The 15174-nt window shown below is 64.7% G+C and carries 14 protein-coding genes, 1 tRNA gene and 1 pseudogene; 12 read left to right on the top strand and 4 right to left on the bottom strand.

Going from position 1 to position 15174, the window contains the following annotated elements; translation table 11 throughout:
- Positions 1 to 324: 324 nt before the first annotated feature.
- Both istA and istB read left to right on the top strand, forming a co-directional pair.
- Positions 325 to 1859 (top strand): annotated as a pseudogene (gene istA / locus EOJ32_RS05735) (IS21 family transposase).
- Positions 1849 to 2643 (top strand): IS21-like element helper ATPase IstB, encoded by a 795-nt coding sequence (gene istB, locus EOJ32_RS05730; RefSeq protein ID WP_127897961.1) that lies wholly within the window; start codon positions 1849 to 1851, stop codon positions 2641 to 2643. Before istA ends, istB begins: the two are co-directional and overlap by 11 nt.
- 353 nt (positions 2644 to 2996) lie before the next feature.
- Here the strand turns inward: istB and EOJ32_RS05725 are convergent.
- Positions 2997 to 3073, bottom strand: a tRNA-Arg gene (locus tag EOJ32_RS05725).
- Positions 3074 to 3158: 85 nt separating this feature from the next.
- Positions 3159 to 4580: a HAMP domain-containing sensor histidine kinase gene (locus EOJ32_RS05720; protein ID WP_127897960.1), complete on the bottom strand. Its 1422-nt coding sequence runs from the start codon at positions 4578 to 4580 to the stop codon at positions 3159 to 3161.
- A 250-nt stretch (positions 4581 to 4830) separates the two neighbouring features.
- Here EOJ32_RS05720 and rpmH point away from each other — a divergent pair, with 250 nt between their 5' ends.
- The 10 genes from rpmH to EOJ32_RS05670 all read left to right on the top strand — a co-directional run bounded on the left by rpmH (position 4831) and on the right by EOJ32_RS05670 (position 12885).
- A complete protein-coding gene (rpmH, locus tag EOJ32_RS05715) occupies positions 4831 to 4965 on the top strand; it encodes a 50S ribosomal protein L34 (protein ID WP_042247969.1) in 135 nt (44 codons plus the stop codon).
- A 50-nt stretch (positions 4966 to 5015) separates the two neighbouring features.
- Positions 5016 to 5408: a ribonuclease P protein component gene (gene rnpA / locus EOJ32_RS05710; protein ID WP_127897959.1), complete on the top strand. Its 393-nt coding sequence runs from the start codon at positions 5016 to 5018 to the stop codon at positions 5406 to 5408.
- Positions 5405 to 5668, top strand: coding sequence for a membrane protein insertion efficiency factor YidD (gene yidD, locus EOJ32_RS05705; RefSeq protein WP_127897958.1), 264 nt, complete (start codon positions 5405 to 5407; stop codon positions 5666 to 5668). The genes rnpA and yidD overlap by 4 nt, the downstream gene beginning before the upstream one ends.
- Complete coding sequence (gene ttcA / locus EOJ32_RS05700; protein ID WP_127897957.1) at positions 5652 to 6539, top strand: tRNA 2-thiocytidine(32) synthetase TtcA; 888 nt, start codon at positions 5652 to 5654, stop codon at positions 6537 to 6539. Before yidD ends, ttcA begins: the two co-directional genes overlap by 17 nt.
- A 58-nt stretch (positions 6540 to 6597) precedes the next feature.
- Complete coding sequence (locus EOJ32_RS05695) at positions 6598 to 7893, top strand: EAL domain-containing protein (protein WP_127897956.1); 1296 nt, start codon at positions 6598 to 6600, stop codon at positions 7891 to 7893.
- Between the two features lie 152 nt (positions 7894 to 8045).
- A complete protein-coding gene (gene yidC / locus EOJ32_RS05690; protein WP_127897955.1) occupies positions 8046 to 9908 on the top strand; it encodes a membrane protein insertase YidC in 1863 nt (620 codons plus the stop codon).
- The gene (locus EOJ32_RS05685; RefSeq protein WP_127897954.1) at positions 9905 to 10666 is read left to right on the top strand and encodes an MOSC domain-containing protein; all 762 of its coding nucleotides are present in this window, start codon (positions 9905 to 9907) and stop codon (positions 10664 to 10666) included. Before yidC ends, EOJ32_RS05685 begins: the two co-directional genes overlap by 4 nt.
- On the top strand, positions 10663 to 11313 hold the full coding sequence (yihA, locus tag EOJ32_RS05680) for a ribosome biogenesis GTP-binding protein YihA/YsxC (protein WP_045982133.1): 651 nt from the start codon (positions 10663 to 10665) through the stop codon (positions 11311 to 11313). The genes EOJ32_RS05685 and yihA overlap by 4 nt, the downstream gene beginning before the upstream one ends.
- Before the next feature lie 63 nt (positions 11314 to 11376).
- Entirely contained in the window at positions 11377 to 12276 is a 900-nt protein-coding gene (gene argB / locus EOJ32_RS05675; protein ID WP_045982134.1) for an acetylglutamate kinase, read from the top strand.
- A gap of 90 nt (positions 12277 to 12366) precedes the next feature.
- A complete protein-coding gene (locus tag EOJ32_RS05670; RefSeq protein WP_127897953.1) occupies positions 12367 to 12885 on the top strand; it encodes a histidine phosphatase family protein in 519 nt (172 codons plus the stop codon).
- A gap of 36 nt (positions 12886 to 12921) precedes the next feature.
- Here EOJ32_RS05670 and EOJ32_RS05665 read toward each other — a convergent pair whose 3' ends face one another.
- Entirely contained in the window at positions 12922 to 13707 is a 786-nt protein-coding gene (locus tag EOJ32_RS05665; protein ID WP_045982136.1) for an amino acid ABC transporter ATP-binding protein, read from the bottom strand.
- 11 nt (positions 13708 to 13718) lie between these two features.
- Positions 13719 to 15173 carry an amino acid ABC transporter permease gene (locus tag EOJ32_RS05660; protein ID WP_127897952.1) on the bottom strand — a complete coding sequence of 485 codons (1455 nt, stop codon included), beginning with the start codon at positions 15171 to 15173 and terminating at the stop codon, positions 13719 to 13721.
- Position 15174 lies beyond the last annotated feature (1 nt).

Raw genomic sequence — 15174 nt, 5'->3', positions numbered from 1 at the left:
GAATTATCGCTGAAACGGAGGTGAAACGTACCGAAATGTTTAGATAAAATAATTGCAGACAGTGCAGAAATTCTTAAAGGTGAGCAATTTAAACTCTACGCACTCCTGGGTTGTAATATCTGGAATCTTCGCAAGACGCTGATTATCACTTTATCGTGACTACCTACTGAAGCAGCACATCAGATCATTGGACTTGCCCGGCTTTTGTAGAGTGTTGATTTCCACCCAGAACTGAGCCGGGTAAGCGCATAATTTCCACTGAGAAGTGAGCCATGTGAACCTTCCCCCATAGCGGTCAGCGGCGGGGGTAACGGAGTGATCCACATGGGGCTTTTGAACATCATCCGACGCATGCACTTGCGCGAGAAGCTGTCGATCCGCGAGATCGCTCGGCGCACGGGTCTTTCGCGCAATACCGTGTCAAAGCATCTGGCGGCGAACACGATCGAGCCAAAGTTTGCGGCGCCGGAACGTCCAAGCAAGCTTGACCCCTTCTCGGAGAAGCTGGCCGGCTGGCTGAAGACGGAGATCGGCAAGCCGCGCAAGCAGCGACGAACGCTGAAGCAGATGCACGCCGATCTGGTCAAGCTCGGCTTCACCGGATCCTACAACCGCGTGGCCGCCTTTTCGCGGGACTGGCGCGCGGACCGTCAGCGTGAGCAGCAGACGGCAGGACGGGGGACCTTTGTCCCCTTGTCCTTCAGTCCGGGCGAGGCCTTCCAGTTCGACTGGAGCGACGACTTCGCCATTTTGGGTGGAGAGCGTGACCCATGCTTCAGATGGCCCACATCAAGCTGTCGCACAGCCGGGCCTTTTTGCTGCGCGCCTATCTGCTGCAGACCCACGAGATGCTGTTTGACGCCCACTGGCACGGGTTCCGGGTTTTTGGTGGCGTGCCTGCCCGGGGCATCTACGACAACATGAAGACGGCAGTGGATCGTGTCGGCCGCGGCAAGGAACGAGAGGTCAACATGCGCTTCCTCGCCATGACGAACCACTACGTCTTCGAGCCCGAGTTCTACAATCCGGCAGCGGGTTGGGAGAAAGGGCAGGTCGAGAAGAACGTGCGGGACTCCCGTCACCAGTTGCTTCATGGAATGCCTGACTTCGCAGACCTCGCCGCGTTGAATGTCTGGCTGGAACAGCATTGTCTGGAGCTGTGGAAAAGCACGGCGCATGGGACGCGGCCTGGCACGATCGCTGATATCTGGGCCGAAGAACGGGCTGCCTTGATGCCGTTGCCGGTGGCCTTTGACGGCTTCATCGAGCTGAGCAAGCGCGTCTCGCCCACCTGCCTGATCAGTTTCGAGCGCAATCGCTATAGCGTTCCCGCGTCATTCGCCAACCGTCCCATCAGCTTGCGGATCTATCCGGACCGACTTGTCGTGGCGGCCGAGGGTAACATCCTGTGCGAGCATCCTCGCGTGATTCAACGCAGCCACCAGCTGCCGCCGCGGACGATCTACGATTGGCGGCACTACCTGGCTGTCCTTCAGCGCAAGCCCGGAGCGCTTCGGAATGGCGCACCTTTCCTGGAATTGCCGCCTGCCTTCAGGCAACTACAGGGCCAAATGATACGCAAGCCGGGCGGCGATCGTGAGATGGTCGATATCCTCGCCCTGGTTCTGCAGCATGACGAGCAGGCCGTGCTGACGGCGGTGGAGCTGGCCCTGGCCGAGGGCGTGGCGACCAAGACCCATGTACTGAATCTCCTGCACCGCTTGATCGATGGGAAGGTGGTTGGCGGGCCGCCCCTGGATACCCCGCAGGCGCTGGCCCTGCGGCGCGAGCCATCGGCCAATGTCGAGCGCTACGACAGTCTGCGCAGCCAGACCGAAGGTGGCCGTCATGCGTCATGATCCCGCCAGCGGTGCCATCGTCATCATGCTCCGCAGTCTGAAGATGCATGGGATGGCGCAGTCGGTCACTGACCTCATCGAACAGGGGGCGCCTGCTTTTGACGCTGCTGTGCCGATCCTGGCTCAGTTGCTGAAAGCGGAGCTGGCCGAGCGCGAGGTCCGTTCCATTGCCTATCACATGAAGGCGGCGCGCTTCCCCGCCTACAAGGACCTCTCGGGGTTCGACTTCGCCGCCAGCGAGATCAATGAAGCGACTGTGCGTCAGCTGCACTGCGGCGAGTTCATGGAGGGTGCGCAGAATGTTGTGCTGATCGGTGGCCCAGGGACCGGAAAGACCCATGTGGCGACGGCATTGGGCATTCAGTCCATCGAACAGCACCGCCGGCGGGTCCGCTTCTTCTCGACTATCGAACTGGTCAATGCCCTCGAGCAGGAGAAGACAAGGGGGAAGGCCGGACAGATTGCCGAAAGTCTCAGCCGCCTCGATCTCGTGATCCTGGACGAGCTGGGCTATCTGCCCTTCAGTGCATCAGGCGGCGCTTTGCTCTTCCATCTGCTGAGCAAACTCTATGAGCGCACTAGCGTGGTCATCACCACGAATCTCAGCTTCAGCGAATGGGCCACGGTCTTCGGCGACGCCAAGATGACCACCGCACTGCTCGATCGCCTGACCCACCGTTGCCACATCCTGGAGACCGGAAACGACAGCTTCAGGTTCAAGGCAAGCTCAGCCGCAGCGGCCACGAAAAAGAAGGAGACAAACCATACCTTGACCCCTCTATGACCCTATATCCATAATCAGAGGTGGCTCACTTCTCGATGGAAAACCCGGCTCAGTTCTGGGTGGAAATCAACAGTCAGCCTCCACGGAGAGATCCGGTTCCTCCCACGCGCAAGCGCGCGGGTCCCTCCCAATTTCACCGCTCCAGCCCCGTGTGTCAGATCACCGTCCGGCCGCAGGTCGGGCTGCGCCCACCCTGCTTTGCCCTTCGAATGACATCAGGTCATCCAAAGTGAAACGCAGGGATGGCTTCGCCACTGGCGGAACAGGAAGGAGCGGGCGGGGAAGCTGGACCACCAAAAAGGCAAAGCCGTGATACAAACGGAAATTTTGCTTGGTATTCACGAAAGGAAAAATGGTGCACCCGGAGCGATTCGAACGCCCGACCCCCAGATTCGTAGTCTGGTGCTCTATCCAGCTGAGCTACGGGTGCAACATGCGGTGGGAATTAGCGGCCACGCCGGGGGGATGCAAGGGCGAAAAGACAAAAAGATGACTCCTTTTTGGCAAATTGTCCTTCAGCGCGCCGCAGCATCGGCGCGGACCGACAGATCGGCCATCCCGCGGGGGATGTGGATGCAGAACTGGCTGCCCTCGGCATCGCTGCGCAGCAGGATCAGCCGGCCCCCGTGCCCACGCACCAGATCGGCCGCGATCGTCAGACCCAAGCCCGTGCCCCCGCGGCGCGTGCTGCCTGTGAAGGGCTTGAACAGGTATTCGCGCGCCTTGTCCGGCAGGCCCGGTCCCGAATCGCACACCTTGATCCACCAATCGCTCTCTGCCTCGCCGGCGCCGATCTCGACCGTGCCGGGGCCGCCGGTCGCCTCGATCGCCTGGCGGGCATTGCGGGCCAGGTTGGCCAGCACGCGGTACAGCTGATCGCGATCGGCGCGGATCACAAGGCTGGGGGGAATGTCGGTCAGGAACTCGACCCGCCCTGCCGCCTCCCCTGCCAGGGTCTCGGCCTCAATCACCTCGGCGGCCAGCTGCGCCAGGTTGAAGCGTGACAGCGTCGGCGCAGGCTCCTCGGCCTTGCCGAAGGCCAGCGTCGTCTCGCACAGGTTCACGGCGCGGGTGATCGAATTGACCAGCTTGGGCGCGGCGCGGCGCACCTTGGGGTCGGCGCTGTCCTCCAGACGGTCGGCAAAGATCTGTGCGGTGGTCAGGATGTTGCGCAGGTCGTGGCTGATCTTTGCGATCGCCTGGCCCAGCTGTGCCATGCGCTCCTTCTGCTTGAGGGAGGATGTCACGGTCTGCTGCATCGACTGCAGGGCGGTCTCGGCCTCGCGGAGTTCCGCAAGGCGCGCGTCGGGGATGATGATGTGGCGGCTGTCCTCGGGCGCGCTGGCATAGGCGGACATGTGGGTGATCACGCGGCGGATCGGCACGAGGATCATCCGTTGCGCGGCTGTGAACAGCAGGACCGCCGTCAGGATCGAGAACGCGGCCGATACCGCCAGCAGGCGCAGGCCGTAGTCGATCATCGCCTGACGCAGGGGCGCGGTCTCCATGGTGATCTCGATCAGCTGGCCCGCCTGATTCACCGGTGCGCCGATGACGCGGATCACGCGATTCTGTCGGTCGGCCAACGCCCGCAGCGAATCGCCTATCGTGTGCAGCACACCTTCGGACCGCAGATCATACGTCGCGGCGATCGGGCCCGGGATGGGCGACGACAGGACCAGCTGGCGCACGTCGTTGCGCCGCAGCACGACGTTGAACACGCCGGCCGTCTGCAGCAGCTCGGCCTCCAGATCCAGGGCGATCGATTCGTCGGTGGCCAGCAGGGCCAGGCTGGCGATCTGCGCCCGTTCAAGCCGGCTCTCCAGATAGTCCAGCCGGAAGCCCGCCAAGGATGGCAGCAGGATGAACAGCTCTGCCAGGATGACGAACATGGTTGTCAGCGCGGCGAATCGGCCAGAGATCGTGTTCAGTCGCATCGTGTCCGGGTTATGGTGTCGCGGGCCGGACTTGTCAGCCAAGCGATTGCGGGTTTGCACATCAAACGAATGTGATCGTGACCCGGTTCCCGGACCGATTGGCCCGTGATTTACCGGTTTGGATGGTTGACGTGGGCCTGCGGGTCCACTATCCAGCGGGCTTCGAACAACCGGCGTCGTGGCGCAGGGCAGTCTTCTGCAATCTGCCCCGTCCCGATCCGCCCCGCAAGAACCGACCCGGAGACTGATCATGAAGCGCACCTTCCAACCGTCGAACCTCGTTCGTGCGCGCCGTCACGGCTTCCGCGCCCGCATGGCCACCAAAGGCGGCCGTCTGGTGCTGAACCGCCGCCGCGCCAAGGGCCGCAAGCGTCTGTCGGCCTGATCATTCGTGATCCTGCCGGCGGTCACGACCGCCACGTAAAGGCTTTCGACATGCCGCCTCTGCCCCATCCTGCTGAAGTTCAGCCAAGGGATGTCGGCACGGCGGCATTTCGCATGCCGCCCGTCCTGCAGAAACGCGCCGATTTCCTGGCCGCCGCCCGTGCGCGCCGTCAGGGAATGCCGGGCTTCCTGCTGCAGGCCCGCAGGCGGGACGATGACGGCCCGGCACGGATCGGATTTACCTGCTCCAAGAAGATCGGCAATGCCGTGGCCCGCAATCGCGCCAAGCGGCGCCTGCGCGAGGTCGCCCGCCTTGGGCTGGGCGATCTGGGTCATGCCGGATGGGACTATGTCCTGGTCGGACGCCCCGAAGCGACCATCGCCCGGCCCTTTGCCGATCTGCAGGGCGATTTCGCGCGCGCCATGGCCAAGATCCACGCATGAGCCCGCTGGCGCGCCTTGTCGCGCTGCCGGTGCGCGGCTATCGGCTGCTGGCCTCTCCTTGGGTCGGGCATGGCTGCCGGTTCCAGCCGACCTGTTCGGCCTATGCGCTGGATGCGCTGGCCCGCCACGGCGCCCTGCGCGGCAGCTGGCTGGCCCTGCGCCGCATCGGGCGCTGTCATCCCTGGGGCGGGCACGGCTATGACCCGGTGCCCGGCGCCGATCCCGACAATGAAAGGGCCCGCGATGCTGGACGACGCTGACACCACCGAGATCCACCCCCTGTTCGCGGGCGCCCCCCAGGGGACCGAGTTCCGCAAGCTGCGCAAGCGGCTGGTCCGCGAGACCCGCGCCGCGATCGAGGATTACGCGATGGTCCGCCCCGGCGACCGCTGGCTGGTGTGCCTATCGGGCGGCAAGGACAGCTATACCCTGCTGGCGATCCTGCACGAGCTGCAGTGGCGCGGCCTGCTGCCGGTCGAGCTGCTGGCCTGCAACCTGGACCAGGGGCAGCCCAACTTTCCGGCCACGGTGCTGCCCGAGTTCCTCAAGGCGCGCGGCGTGCCGCACCGGATCGAATACCAGGACACCTATTCCATCGTGAAGGAGAAGGTCCCGGCAGGCCGCACCTATTGCGCGCTGTGTTCGCGTCTGCGCCGCGGCAACCTGTACCGCATCGCGCGCGAGGAGGGCTGTTCCGCCGTCGTGCTGGGCCATCACCGCGACGACATGCTGGAGACGTTCTTCATGAACCTGTTCCATGGCGGTCGCCTGGCCACCATGCCGCCGAAGCTGCTGAATGAGGATGGCGACCTGACCGTCCTGCGCCCGCTGGCCTATGTGGCCGAGGACGATTGCGACCGATTTTCGCGGGCGATGAACTATCCCATCATCCCCTGCGATCTGTGCGGAAGCCAGGAAGGGCTGCAGCGCGTCCAGGTGAAACGCATGCTGGACGAATGGGAGGCGCGTACGCCCGGACGACGGCAGGTGATGTTCCGGTCGCTGATGAATGTCCGGCCGTCGCACCTGCTGGATACTGAACTATTCGATTTTTCCGCGATTTTCCCGCCCGAACAGGGTGATAAGCCCGCCCTTCCGCCGATCCTGCGCGATCTGGCCAGGGAACATTAACGGTACGACAAGCAATTTGATCTATTCCTGACCCCGGTGATTCCGTGAAAGGTCCGGTATGTCAAAGAATGCGAACCGCTTGTTCTCGCCCCTCCGCAGGCTGCTTGGCGGCGCCAAGCGGGGTCAGGACCTGTCCCGCAGCCTGCTGCTGATGCGGCTGGAGAACACCGAAGCCCTGGGCAACATCCTGGACAAGGCCGCGATGGGGCACCTGATGGTGCAGCTGTCGATGACCCTGGGTGGCGCGGTGCGTCCCTATGATCCGGTGCAGGTGCTGGCGCCCGGCCTGTTCGCCTTCGTGCTGCGCGACCGGACCGACCGCGACGCGCTGCAGGTCGCGCGCAGGCTGCACCAGCAGGGACAGACGCCCGTCGCCCTGTCGGGCCAGCAGCTCACCCCGGTGATGACCGGCGTTCTGATCCACGCCACGACCCCCGACCTGCCCTCAATCACCGCGCTGGTCGACAATGCCCGCCAGCGGATGAACCTGGTCGAGGATTGCGCCCTGGGCCAGCTGCGCCTCTATCCCTACGACCCTGCCCTGTCCGGGCCGGGCCTGATCGCGACCGTCAGCGACGCCGTGGTCGCGGCGCAGATGGAGGCATGGTTCCAGCCGCAGGTGTGCTGCAATTCCGGCCAGATCACCGGGTTCGAGGCGCTGGCCCGCTGGAACCACCCGACCCGCGGCATCCTTGCCCCGGGGGTGTTCCTGCCGCACATGTCGCCTGCCGATCACAACACCCTGACGCTGTTCATGCTGGCGCAGTCCATGGCCGCGCTGAAGACCTGGGACAAGGCCGGGTTCGACGTGCCGACCGTGTCGATCAACATCTCGAACTGCGAACTGTCGGACCGCGGTTTTGCCGACTGCCTGCTGTGGGAGCTGGATCGCCACGAGATCTCTCCACGCCGCCTGGTGGTCGAGGTACTGGAAAGCGTCGGCCCCGTCACCAGCAGCGGAGAGACCCGCGAGAACCTGCGCAAGCTGGCCGAGGCAGGCTGCCAGATCGACCTGGACGATTTCGGCACCGGCTATGCCAGCCTGGACGCGATCCGACAGTTCGGCATCAACCGCATCAAGATCGACCGCAGCTTTGTCACCGCCTGCGACATCGACAACGGCCAGCAGCGGATGATCCTGGCGATCCTGGCCCTGGCCGAGCGGTTGGGCATCGCGGCCTTGGCCGAAGGGGTTGAAACCCGCGAGGAATACGCGTTCCTGGCGCAGATGGGCTGCGACGAAGTCCAGGGCTATGCTATCGCCCGGCCCATGCCGCTGACGAAAAGCCTCGACTTCCTGGCCGGCCACGCGGACGCCGCGGCGCGCCTTCCCACGATCGGCCTGCGCGGCTGACATCCGCCCCACTGACCCGCGCCCCGCGGTCGCACGCGCGGGGCGTTTCGGCGAATTCCCTTGCATTCCTGCGTCAAATGGCAAATCCGCTTGACCTTTGGGGGTGCGTTCTGTTGAACCGCCCAGACTGACGCGATGACGGTGGTGACGGAATGGAAGACAACAACCGCAATTTGATCCTGGCAACGGTCCTGTCGTTTCTGGTGATCCTGGTATGGTATACGGTCTTCGCCCCCGAACCCGTCTCCGACCAGCCCTCGGGGCAGCCGCTGACGGAACAGGTCGTGGGCGACCAGCCGCTGGCCACCCCCGGAACGGAAGCGGCCATGACGGCCCCCGCCGACCTGGCGGCCGAGCCGGATGCCGCAGAACCCGCCGGTCGGGTCGCGATCCAGTCGTCGGCGCTGTCGGGGTCCATTTCGCTGGCCGGCGGTCGCATCGACGACCTTCTGCTGACCCGCTATCAGGAAACCCGCGACGAGGGGTCTCCGGACGTGCGACTGCTGACGCCGTCCAGCGCGACGGCCGATGACAGCATTCCCGTCGACAGCGCCCAGTACAAACCCTATTACGCCGTCTATGGCTGGACCCCCGGTCCGGGCGTGGATGCAAGCCTGGTTCCGAACCCCGCGACCGTCTGGACGCTGGAATCGGGCGAGACGCTGTCCCCCGGTCAGCCGGTGACGCTGGCATGGGACAACGGCGCGGGCCAGATCTTCCGCCGGACCTTCGCGCTGGACGACAACTATCTGTTCACCGTCGGCCAGAGCCTGCAGAACAACGGCGATGCGGCGTTCTCGGCCGCGCCCTACGGCATCATCGCGCGCCATGGCCGCCCCGACACCCAGAACAACTTCATCCTGCACGAGGGCGTGGTCGGCATGGTCGACGGCACCCTGGTCGAGATGAAATACGACGACGTCGCGGAACTGGACCCGATCGACCGCGAAGGCCGGGCCGAGGTCTATAACGTCACCGGCAACGGCTGGATCGGTTTCACCGACAAGTACTGGATGTCTTCGCTGGCCCCCGCGCCCGGCCAGGCCTTCACCGCGGTCGTGAAATACGCCGACGGCGCCGACATCTATCAGACCGAGGCCCGCTTCCCGATGCAGACGGTGGAGCCAGGCACCCAGCTGAGCGCGGACAGCTACCTGTTCGCCGGCGCCAAGGTCTGGGAGGTCATCCGCGGCTATGAGGAGACCCCCGGCATCCAGCGCTTCGTCGATTCGATCGACTGGGGCTGGTTCTACTTCCTGACCAAGCCGATCTTCCAGCTGCTGCACTGGCTGCACGGCATCATCGGCAACATGGGCTGGGCGATCATCGCGCTGACCTTCGTGCTGAAGACGCTGGTCTTCCCGCTGGCGCGCAAGTCCTACATCTCGATGGCGAAGATGAAGGAGCTGCAGCCGCAGATGGAGGAGATCAAGGCGCGCACCGGTGACGACCGGATGAAGTTCCAGAAGGAAGTGATGGAGCTCTACAAGCGGGAAAAGGTGAACCCTGCCGCGGGCTGCCTGCCGATCCTGCTGCAGATCCCGATCTTCTTCTCGCTCTACAAGGTGATCTTCGTCACCATCGAACTGCGCCATGCACCGTGGTTCGGCTGGATCCAGGATCTGTCCGCACCCGACCCGTCCAGCCTGCTGAACCTCTATGGCCTGCTGCCCTATGGCGTGCCGGCACAGGGGACGCTGCTGCACTCGGTCACGCTGCCCGCGCTGGCGATTGCCCTGGGCATCAGCATGTGGATGCAGCAGCGTCTGAACCCGGCCCCCACGGACGCCGCGCAGAAGATGATCTTTGCTTGGATGCCGTGGATCTTCATGTTCATGCTGGGCGGCTTCGCCTCGGGTCTGGTGCTGTACTGGATCACCAACAACGTGATCACGATCCTGCAGCAGTACACGATCATGTCGATGCACGGGCACCGTCCGGACCTGTTCGGCAACATCAAGTCGTCGATGCCCACGCGCAAGCGTCCCGGCAACAAGCCCGGCGCAGGAAAGTGACCGCGCATCTGGCCCTGATCCGCCGCCATCCGATCAAGTCGGTCGGCGGAGAGGGGCTGGAGCAGGTCACCCTGCAGACCGGCCGTCGCCTGCCCGGCGATCGTGAATGGGCGGTGCTGACAGAGGCCGGTGAACGCCACGCCTTGGCCCACCAGACCGACGGACAGCCGGATCGTTGGCTGCCCAAATCCTGCTTCCTGCGCGGCGTCGTCTCGGCCGACCTGCAGGCCATCGTCGGCGGGTGGCGGGACGGCATGCTGCACCTGTCCCACCCGCGGGCTGGCACGCTGGTGCTGGATCCTGCCACCCAGGGACAGCAGTTGATCGATTGGTTGCGCCCGCTTTGGCCGACCGATGCCCCTGCCCCCACCCGGCTGGTGCATGGAGCGGCCGTCTGGACCGATCAGAAGCGGCCCTTTGTGTCCATCCTGTCCCTGTCCAGCCTCGCCCATCTGGAAGCTCAATGCGGCCAGGCCTTCGGCACGCATCGGTGGCGCGGCAACCTGTGGGTCGATGGCTGGGCGCCCTTTGCGGAGCGCGACCTGATCGGCCGCACCATCCGCATCGGCGCGGCAGAACTGCGGGTCACCGACCATGTCGGCCGCTGCGACGCCACCAGCGCGGATACCGACAGCGGGACGCGCGATATCGACATGGTCCAGACGCTGGACCGGCTTTACGGCCACACCGATTTCGGCATCTTCGCCGAGGTTGTCACCGGCGGTCCGGTCCGCCTGCAAGATCAGGTCCACGCATGAAAGTCGCCTTTCCCACCGCCCCCGATCCCGAAGCCTCCAAGGCAGAGCAGGCTCGCCTGCTGTTCGCGGGGCCGGTCGATTTCGTCAAGGGCGTCGTCCACATGGACGGCCTGCCGCCACCGAACCGTCCCGAAGTCTGCTTTGCGGGCCGATCGAACGTGGGCAAGTCCAGCCTGATCAACGCGCTGACCGGCCGCAAGGGGCTGGCCCGCGCGTCGAACACGCCGGGCCGCACGCAAGAGATCAACTATTTCGCCCTGGGCGAGCACTCCTATCTGGTCGACCTTCCGGGCTATGGCTTTGCCAAGGCCCCCGTCGCCGTCGTCGCGAAATGGCAGGCGCTGCTGAAATCCTACCTGGCCGGGCGTCAGACCCTGCGCCGCGCGTTCTGCCTGATCGATTCGCGCCATGGCGTGAAGGATGTCGACCACGAGATCATGACCCTGCTGGACCGGTCCGCGGTGCCGTTCCAAGTGGTGATGACCAAGACCGACAAGCTGGGCCCGAACGCCCTGGCCCCGGTCCTGGACCAGGTGCGCGAAGCGTTGCAGAAACACCCTGCCGCCTATCCGGAACTGGTCGTCACCAGCTCCGAAAAGAACCAGGGCATCGCCACGCTGCGCGCGATCATCGCCGGGCTGGACTGATCGGCGCATGCGTCCTAGGGTCCGCCCCGTCAGATCGGGGCCCCAAGGATGAGAACACAGAACATGAACCGTGACTGGATCGCCACCGCACGCACCCTATCCGAAGCCCTGCCCTATCTGCAGCGCTATTCCGGGGCGGTCGTCGTGGTCAAGTTCGGCGGCAACGCCATGGGCGACGACGAGGCGATGGCCGAATTCGCCCGCGACGTCGTGCTGATGAAGCAGGTCGGCATGAACCCGGTCGTCTGCCATGGTGGCGGGCCGATGATCAACGACCTGCTGGGTCGCCTTGGCATCGAGAGCCGCTTTGTCCGCGGCAAGCGCGTCACCACCAAGGAGACCGTCGAGGTGGTCGAGATGGTGCTGTCCGGCTTGGTGAACAAGCGCATCGTCCAGGCGATCAATGACGCGGGCGGCCGCGCAGTCGGCATCTCGGGCAAGGACGACGACATGATGGTGTGCGAGGCCGACGACCCGGAACTGGGTTTCGTCGGTCGCCCAGTCGAGATGAACGTCCAGATCATTCGCGACCTGTATACCGCCGGGATGATCCCGGTCATCGCCCCCGTCGCCACCGGCATGGAGGATAACGAGACCTTCAACGTCAACGGCGACACCGCGGCGGGGGCCATCGCCGGCGCGCTCAAGGCCGACCGCCTGCTGCTTTTGACCGATGTCGCGGGCGTCAAGGACGCGACCGGCCAGGTGGTCACGCAGCTGCATCCCGACCAGGTCCGCGCGATGATCGCCGACGGCCAGATCGCCGGCGGCATGATCCCCAAGACCGAGACCGCGCTGAAGGCGCTGGACGACGGGGTGCGCGCGGTGGTGATCCTGGACGGACGCGTGCCCAACGCCTGCCTGCTGGAGCTGTTCACCGAACACGGCGCCGGATCGCTGATCCGGACCACCGAACCGCGCGTGACCCCGCGCGGCCTGCGTCAGGTCGCCAGCAGCCTGTGATCGGGGCATGGCGAAGGGCGCTTGCCCCTTCGCCAGCGCCTGTGGCAGGCTGCCGAAACCGACAGCATGGCACAAAGAGGCAGCATTTCCATGACCCCACTTGGACACAGACGCCTGATCCTGACACGTCATGCGAAATCGGCCTGGGACGATCCCACCCTGGACGATCACGACCGGCCACTGAACGATCGCGGTCGCCGGTCCGCGCGCGCCTTGGGCGACTGGCTGGCCAGCCGCGGGTATGAACCCGAGGAGGTCCTGTGTTCGTCCTCGGCCCGCACGCAGGAAACCTGGGCAGTAATCGCCGGTGCCCCCCTCGAGGTACGGCCGCTGATGCGGATCGAGCCGGGCCTGTATCAGGCCGGCGCGGAAAAGATGATGGCGGTGCTGAAGACGGCGACGATGCCGACGGTGATGATGCTGGGCCATAACCCGGGCATTTCGGAATTCGCATCGATACTGCCCGCGCGCCTGCCGATGGACCCAGATTTCCGCCGCTATCCGACCGGCGCGACGCTGGTGGTGGATTTCCAGATCGACAGCTGGGCCGACCTGCAGAAGGGTCAGGGCAGCGTGATGGATTTCGTGCGCCTGGACGGGCGCATCTGAGGATGTCCGGCGGGCGCGCCGCGCCCCCGCCGTCGATCAGTGACCCAGGATCTGGCTGAGAAACAGCTTGGTCCGCTCGGATTTCGGGTTGTTGAAGAAGTCGGTTGGATTGTTCTGCTCGACGATCTGACCCTGATCCATGAAGATCACCCGGTTTGCCACGGCCTGCGCAAAGCCCATTTCGTGGGTGACGCAGATCATGGTCATCCCCTCCTCGGCCAGCTCGATCATGGTGTCCAGGACCTCCTTGATCATCTCGGGGTCCAGGGCGCTGGTCGGCTCGTCGAACAGCATGATCTTGGGCTGCATACACAGCGACCGGGCGATGGCCACGCGCTGCTGCTGACCGCCCGACAACTGGCCCGGATATTTCCCGGCCTGTTCGGGGATCTTGACCTTTTCCAGGAACCGCATCGCGGTCGCCTCGGCCTGCTTGCGCGGCACCTTGCGCACCCAGATGGGCGCCAAGGTGCAGTTCTCCAGCACGGTCAGGTGCGGAAACAGGTTGAAGTGCTGAAAGACCATGCCGACTTCGGAACGGACCTTGTCGATGTTCTTGATGTCGCTGGTCAGTTCGACCCCGTCGACGACGATATGGCCCGCCTGATGCTCCTCCAGCCGGTTGATGCAGCGGATCAGGGTCGATTTCCCCGACCCCGACGGACCGGCGATGACGATCCGTTCCCCCTTGTGCACGGTCAGGTCGATGTCGCGCAGGACGTGGAACGTGCCGTACCACTTGTTCATGTTGCGGATGTCGATGGCGACCTCGTCGCTGACGGTCATCTGGCTGCGGTCGATGCGGCGTTCGATGTGTTCCATAACCAGGGTCCTTACCTGTGGTCGCGTTGCAGGCGGCGTTCCAGATACATCGAGTATCGCGACATGCCGAAGCAGATGAGAAAGAAGATGGCGCCGACGAAAATGAACGGCTCCCAGTAGATGCCCTTCCATTCGACATTGGCGCGCACCGCGTCCGACATGGATTTCAGCGGATCATAGAGCCCCACGAAGGTCACCAGCGTCGTGTCCTTGAACATGCCGATGAAGGTCGACACGATCCCCGGGATCGAGATTTTCAGCGCCTGCGGCAGCACGATCAGGCGCTGCGCCTTCCAGTAGTCCAGGCCCAGGGCATCGGCGGCCTCGTACTGCCCCTTGGGCAGCGCGGCCAGACCGCCGCGGATCACCTCGGCCATGTAGGCGGCGGCGAAGATCGTCACCATGATGATGACGCGCAGGATGATGTCGAAATTGGTGCCCGGGGGCAGGAAGTAGTTCAGCAGCAGCGAAGCCACGAACAGCAGCGTGATCAGCGGCACGCCGCGGATGAACTCGATGAAGATCACCGCCAGCGACTTGATCAGGAACATGTCCGACTGACGCGCCAGCGCCAGAACGATGCCCAGGGGCAGTGACAGCGCGATGCCCGCCACGCCGATGGTCAGCGACAGCAGGAAGCCGCCGAAACGGTCCGACCGCACCGCGTCGATCGACAGCGGCAGCAGCGCCTCGGCATCGCGGGCCGCGTCACCTGCCAGCACCAGCCAGAACAACACCGTCACCAGGATCGCCACGACCGTCGCCAGCATCGGAGAGACGCGCGACAGCGCCCGCCAGGCAAGCCAGCCCAGCAGGGGCCCGACCAGCACGAAGATCGGCCCCCACAGGGTGCCGCCCCACAGGAACCATACGCCCAGCAGCGGATAGACCAGCGAGAAGGGCAGCATCCAGCTGATGTTGCGCTCTGATGCGACCAGTCCCGCGACAAGCGCCGCAGCCGCAAAGATCAGCCAGCCCGCCGGTGCGCCCAGCACGACCATCGCCCACAGCGTGACGACGGCGGTGATGCCCAGCACCACGCGGCGGATCGACAGCGAGGCCGAGAACAGCACCGGCGCCAGCGCGACCATCAGCAGGCCGAAGGTCATCGTGGGCCGCCAGTACAGCTCGACCGGATAGAAGCCGAAGACGTACTGGTTCCAGCGTTCGCGGATCACCGCGAAACAGGCGCCGCGGGCGTCCTCGCCCCAGGTGGCCGCGATGATCGCGCGGCATTCGTTCAGGCTGGAGGCGTTCCAGACCGAATGGGCGAACCAGTCCCAGAAGGTCGAGACCAGGAACCAGATGATCAGCGCCCCAAGAAGGGTCAGCACCGTGTTGACCGGCCCCGAGAAGAGGTTCGTCCGCAGCCAGCGGATCGCCCCCGATTCGCGGACCGGCGGCGCGGCCGAGGGCAGCATGGTGTCGCGCACGAAGGGCACGGTCTGGGCGTGGGTGTCGCTCATC

Source organism: Paracoccus sp. Arc7-R13 (genome assembly GCF_004010775.1).
Taxonomy (GTDB): Bacteria; Pseudomonadota; Alphaproteobacteria; order Rhodobacterales; family Rhodobacteraceae; genus Paracoccus; species Paracoccus marcusii.
This window is presented reverse-complemented; position numbering and strand designations above follow the sequence as displayed.

What these genes read in the sequence shown, in the direction of transcription:
- EOJ32_RS05665 (WP_045982136.1), bottom strand. Translation starts at nt 13,707, where the DNA reads ATGGAACACATCGAACGCCGCATCGACCGCAGCCAGATGACCGTCAGC.
- argB (WP_045982134.1), top strand. Translation starts at nt 11,377, where the DNA reads ATGAACCGTGACTGGATCGCCACCGCACGCACCCTATCCGAAGCCCTG.
- rnpA (WP_127897959.1), top strand. Translation starts at nt 5,016, where the DNA reads ATGCCGCCTCTGCCCCATCCTGCTGAAGTTCAGCCAAGGGATGTCGGC.
- ttcA (WP_127897957.1), top strand. Translation starts at nt 5,652, where the DNA reads ATGCTGGACGACGCTGACACCACCGAGATCCACCCCCTGTTCGCGGGC.
- yihA (WP_045982133.1), top strand. Translation starts at nt 10,663, where the DNA reads ATGAAAGTCGCCTTTCCCACCGCCCCCGATCCCGAAGCCTCCAAGGCA.
- EOJ32_RS05660 (WP_127897952.1), bottom strand. Translation starts at nt 15,173, where the DNA reads ATGAGCGACACCCACGCCCAGACCGTGCCCTTCGTGCGCGACACCATG.
- yidD (WP_127897958.1), top strand. Translation starts at nt 5,405, where the DNA reads ATGAGCCCGCTGGCGCGCCTTGTCGCGCTGCCGGTGCGCGGCTATCGG.
- istB (WP_127897961.1), top strand. Translation starts at nt 1,849, where the DNA reads ATGCGTCATGATCCCGCCAGCGGTGCCATCGTCATCATGCTCCGCAGT.
- EOJ32_RS05695 (WP_127897956.1), top strand. Translation starts at nt 6,598, where the DNA reads ATGTCAAAGAATGCGAACCGCTTGTTCTCGCCCCTCCGCAGGCTGCTT.
- yidC (WP_127897955.1), top strand. Translation starts at nt 8,046, where the DNA reads ATGGAAGACAACAACCGCAATTTGATCCTGGCAACGGTCCTGTCGTTT.
- EOJ32_RS05670 (WP_127897953.1), top strand. Translation starts at nt 12,367, where the DNA reads ATGACCCCACTTGGACACAGACGCCTGATCCTGACACGTCATGCGAAA.
- EOJ32_RS05720 (WP_127897960.1), bottom strand. Translation starts at nt 4,580, where the DNA reads ATGCGACTGAACACGATCTCTGGCCGATTCGCCGCGCTGACAACCATG.
- rpmH (WP_042247969.1), top strand. Translation starts at nt 4,831, where the DNA reads ATGAAGCGCACCTTCCAACCGTCGAACCTCGTTCGTGCGCGCCGTCAC.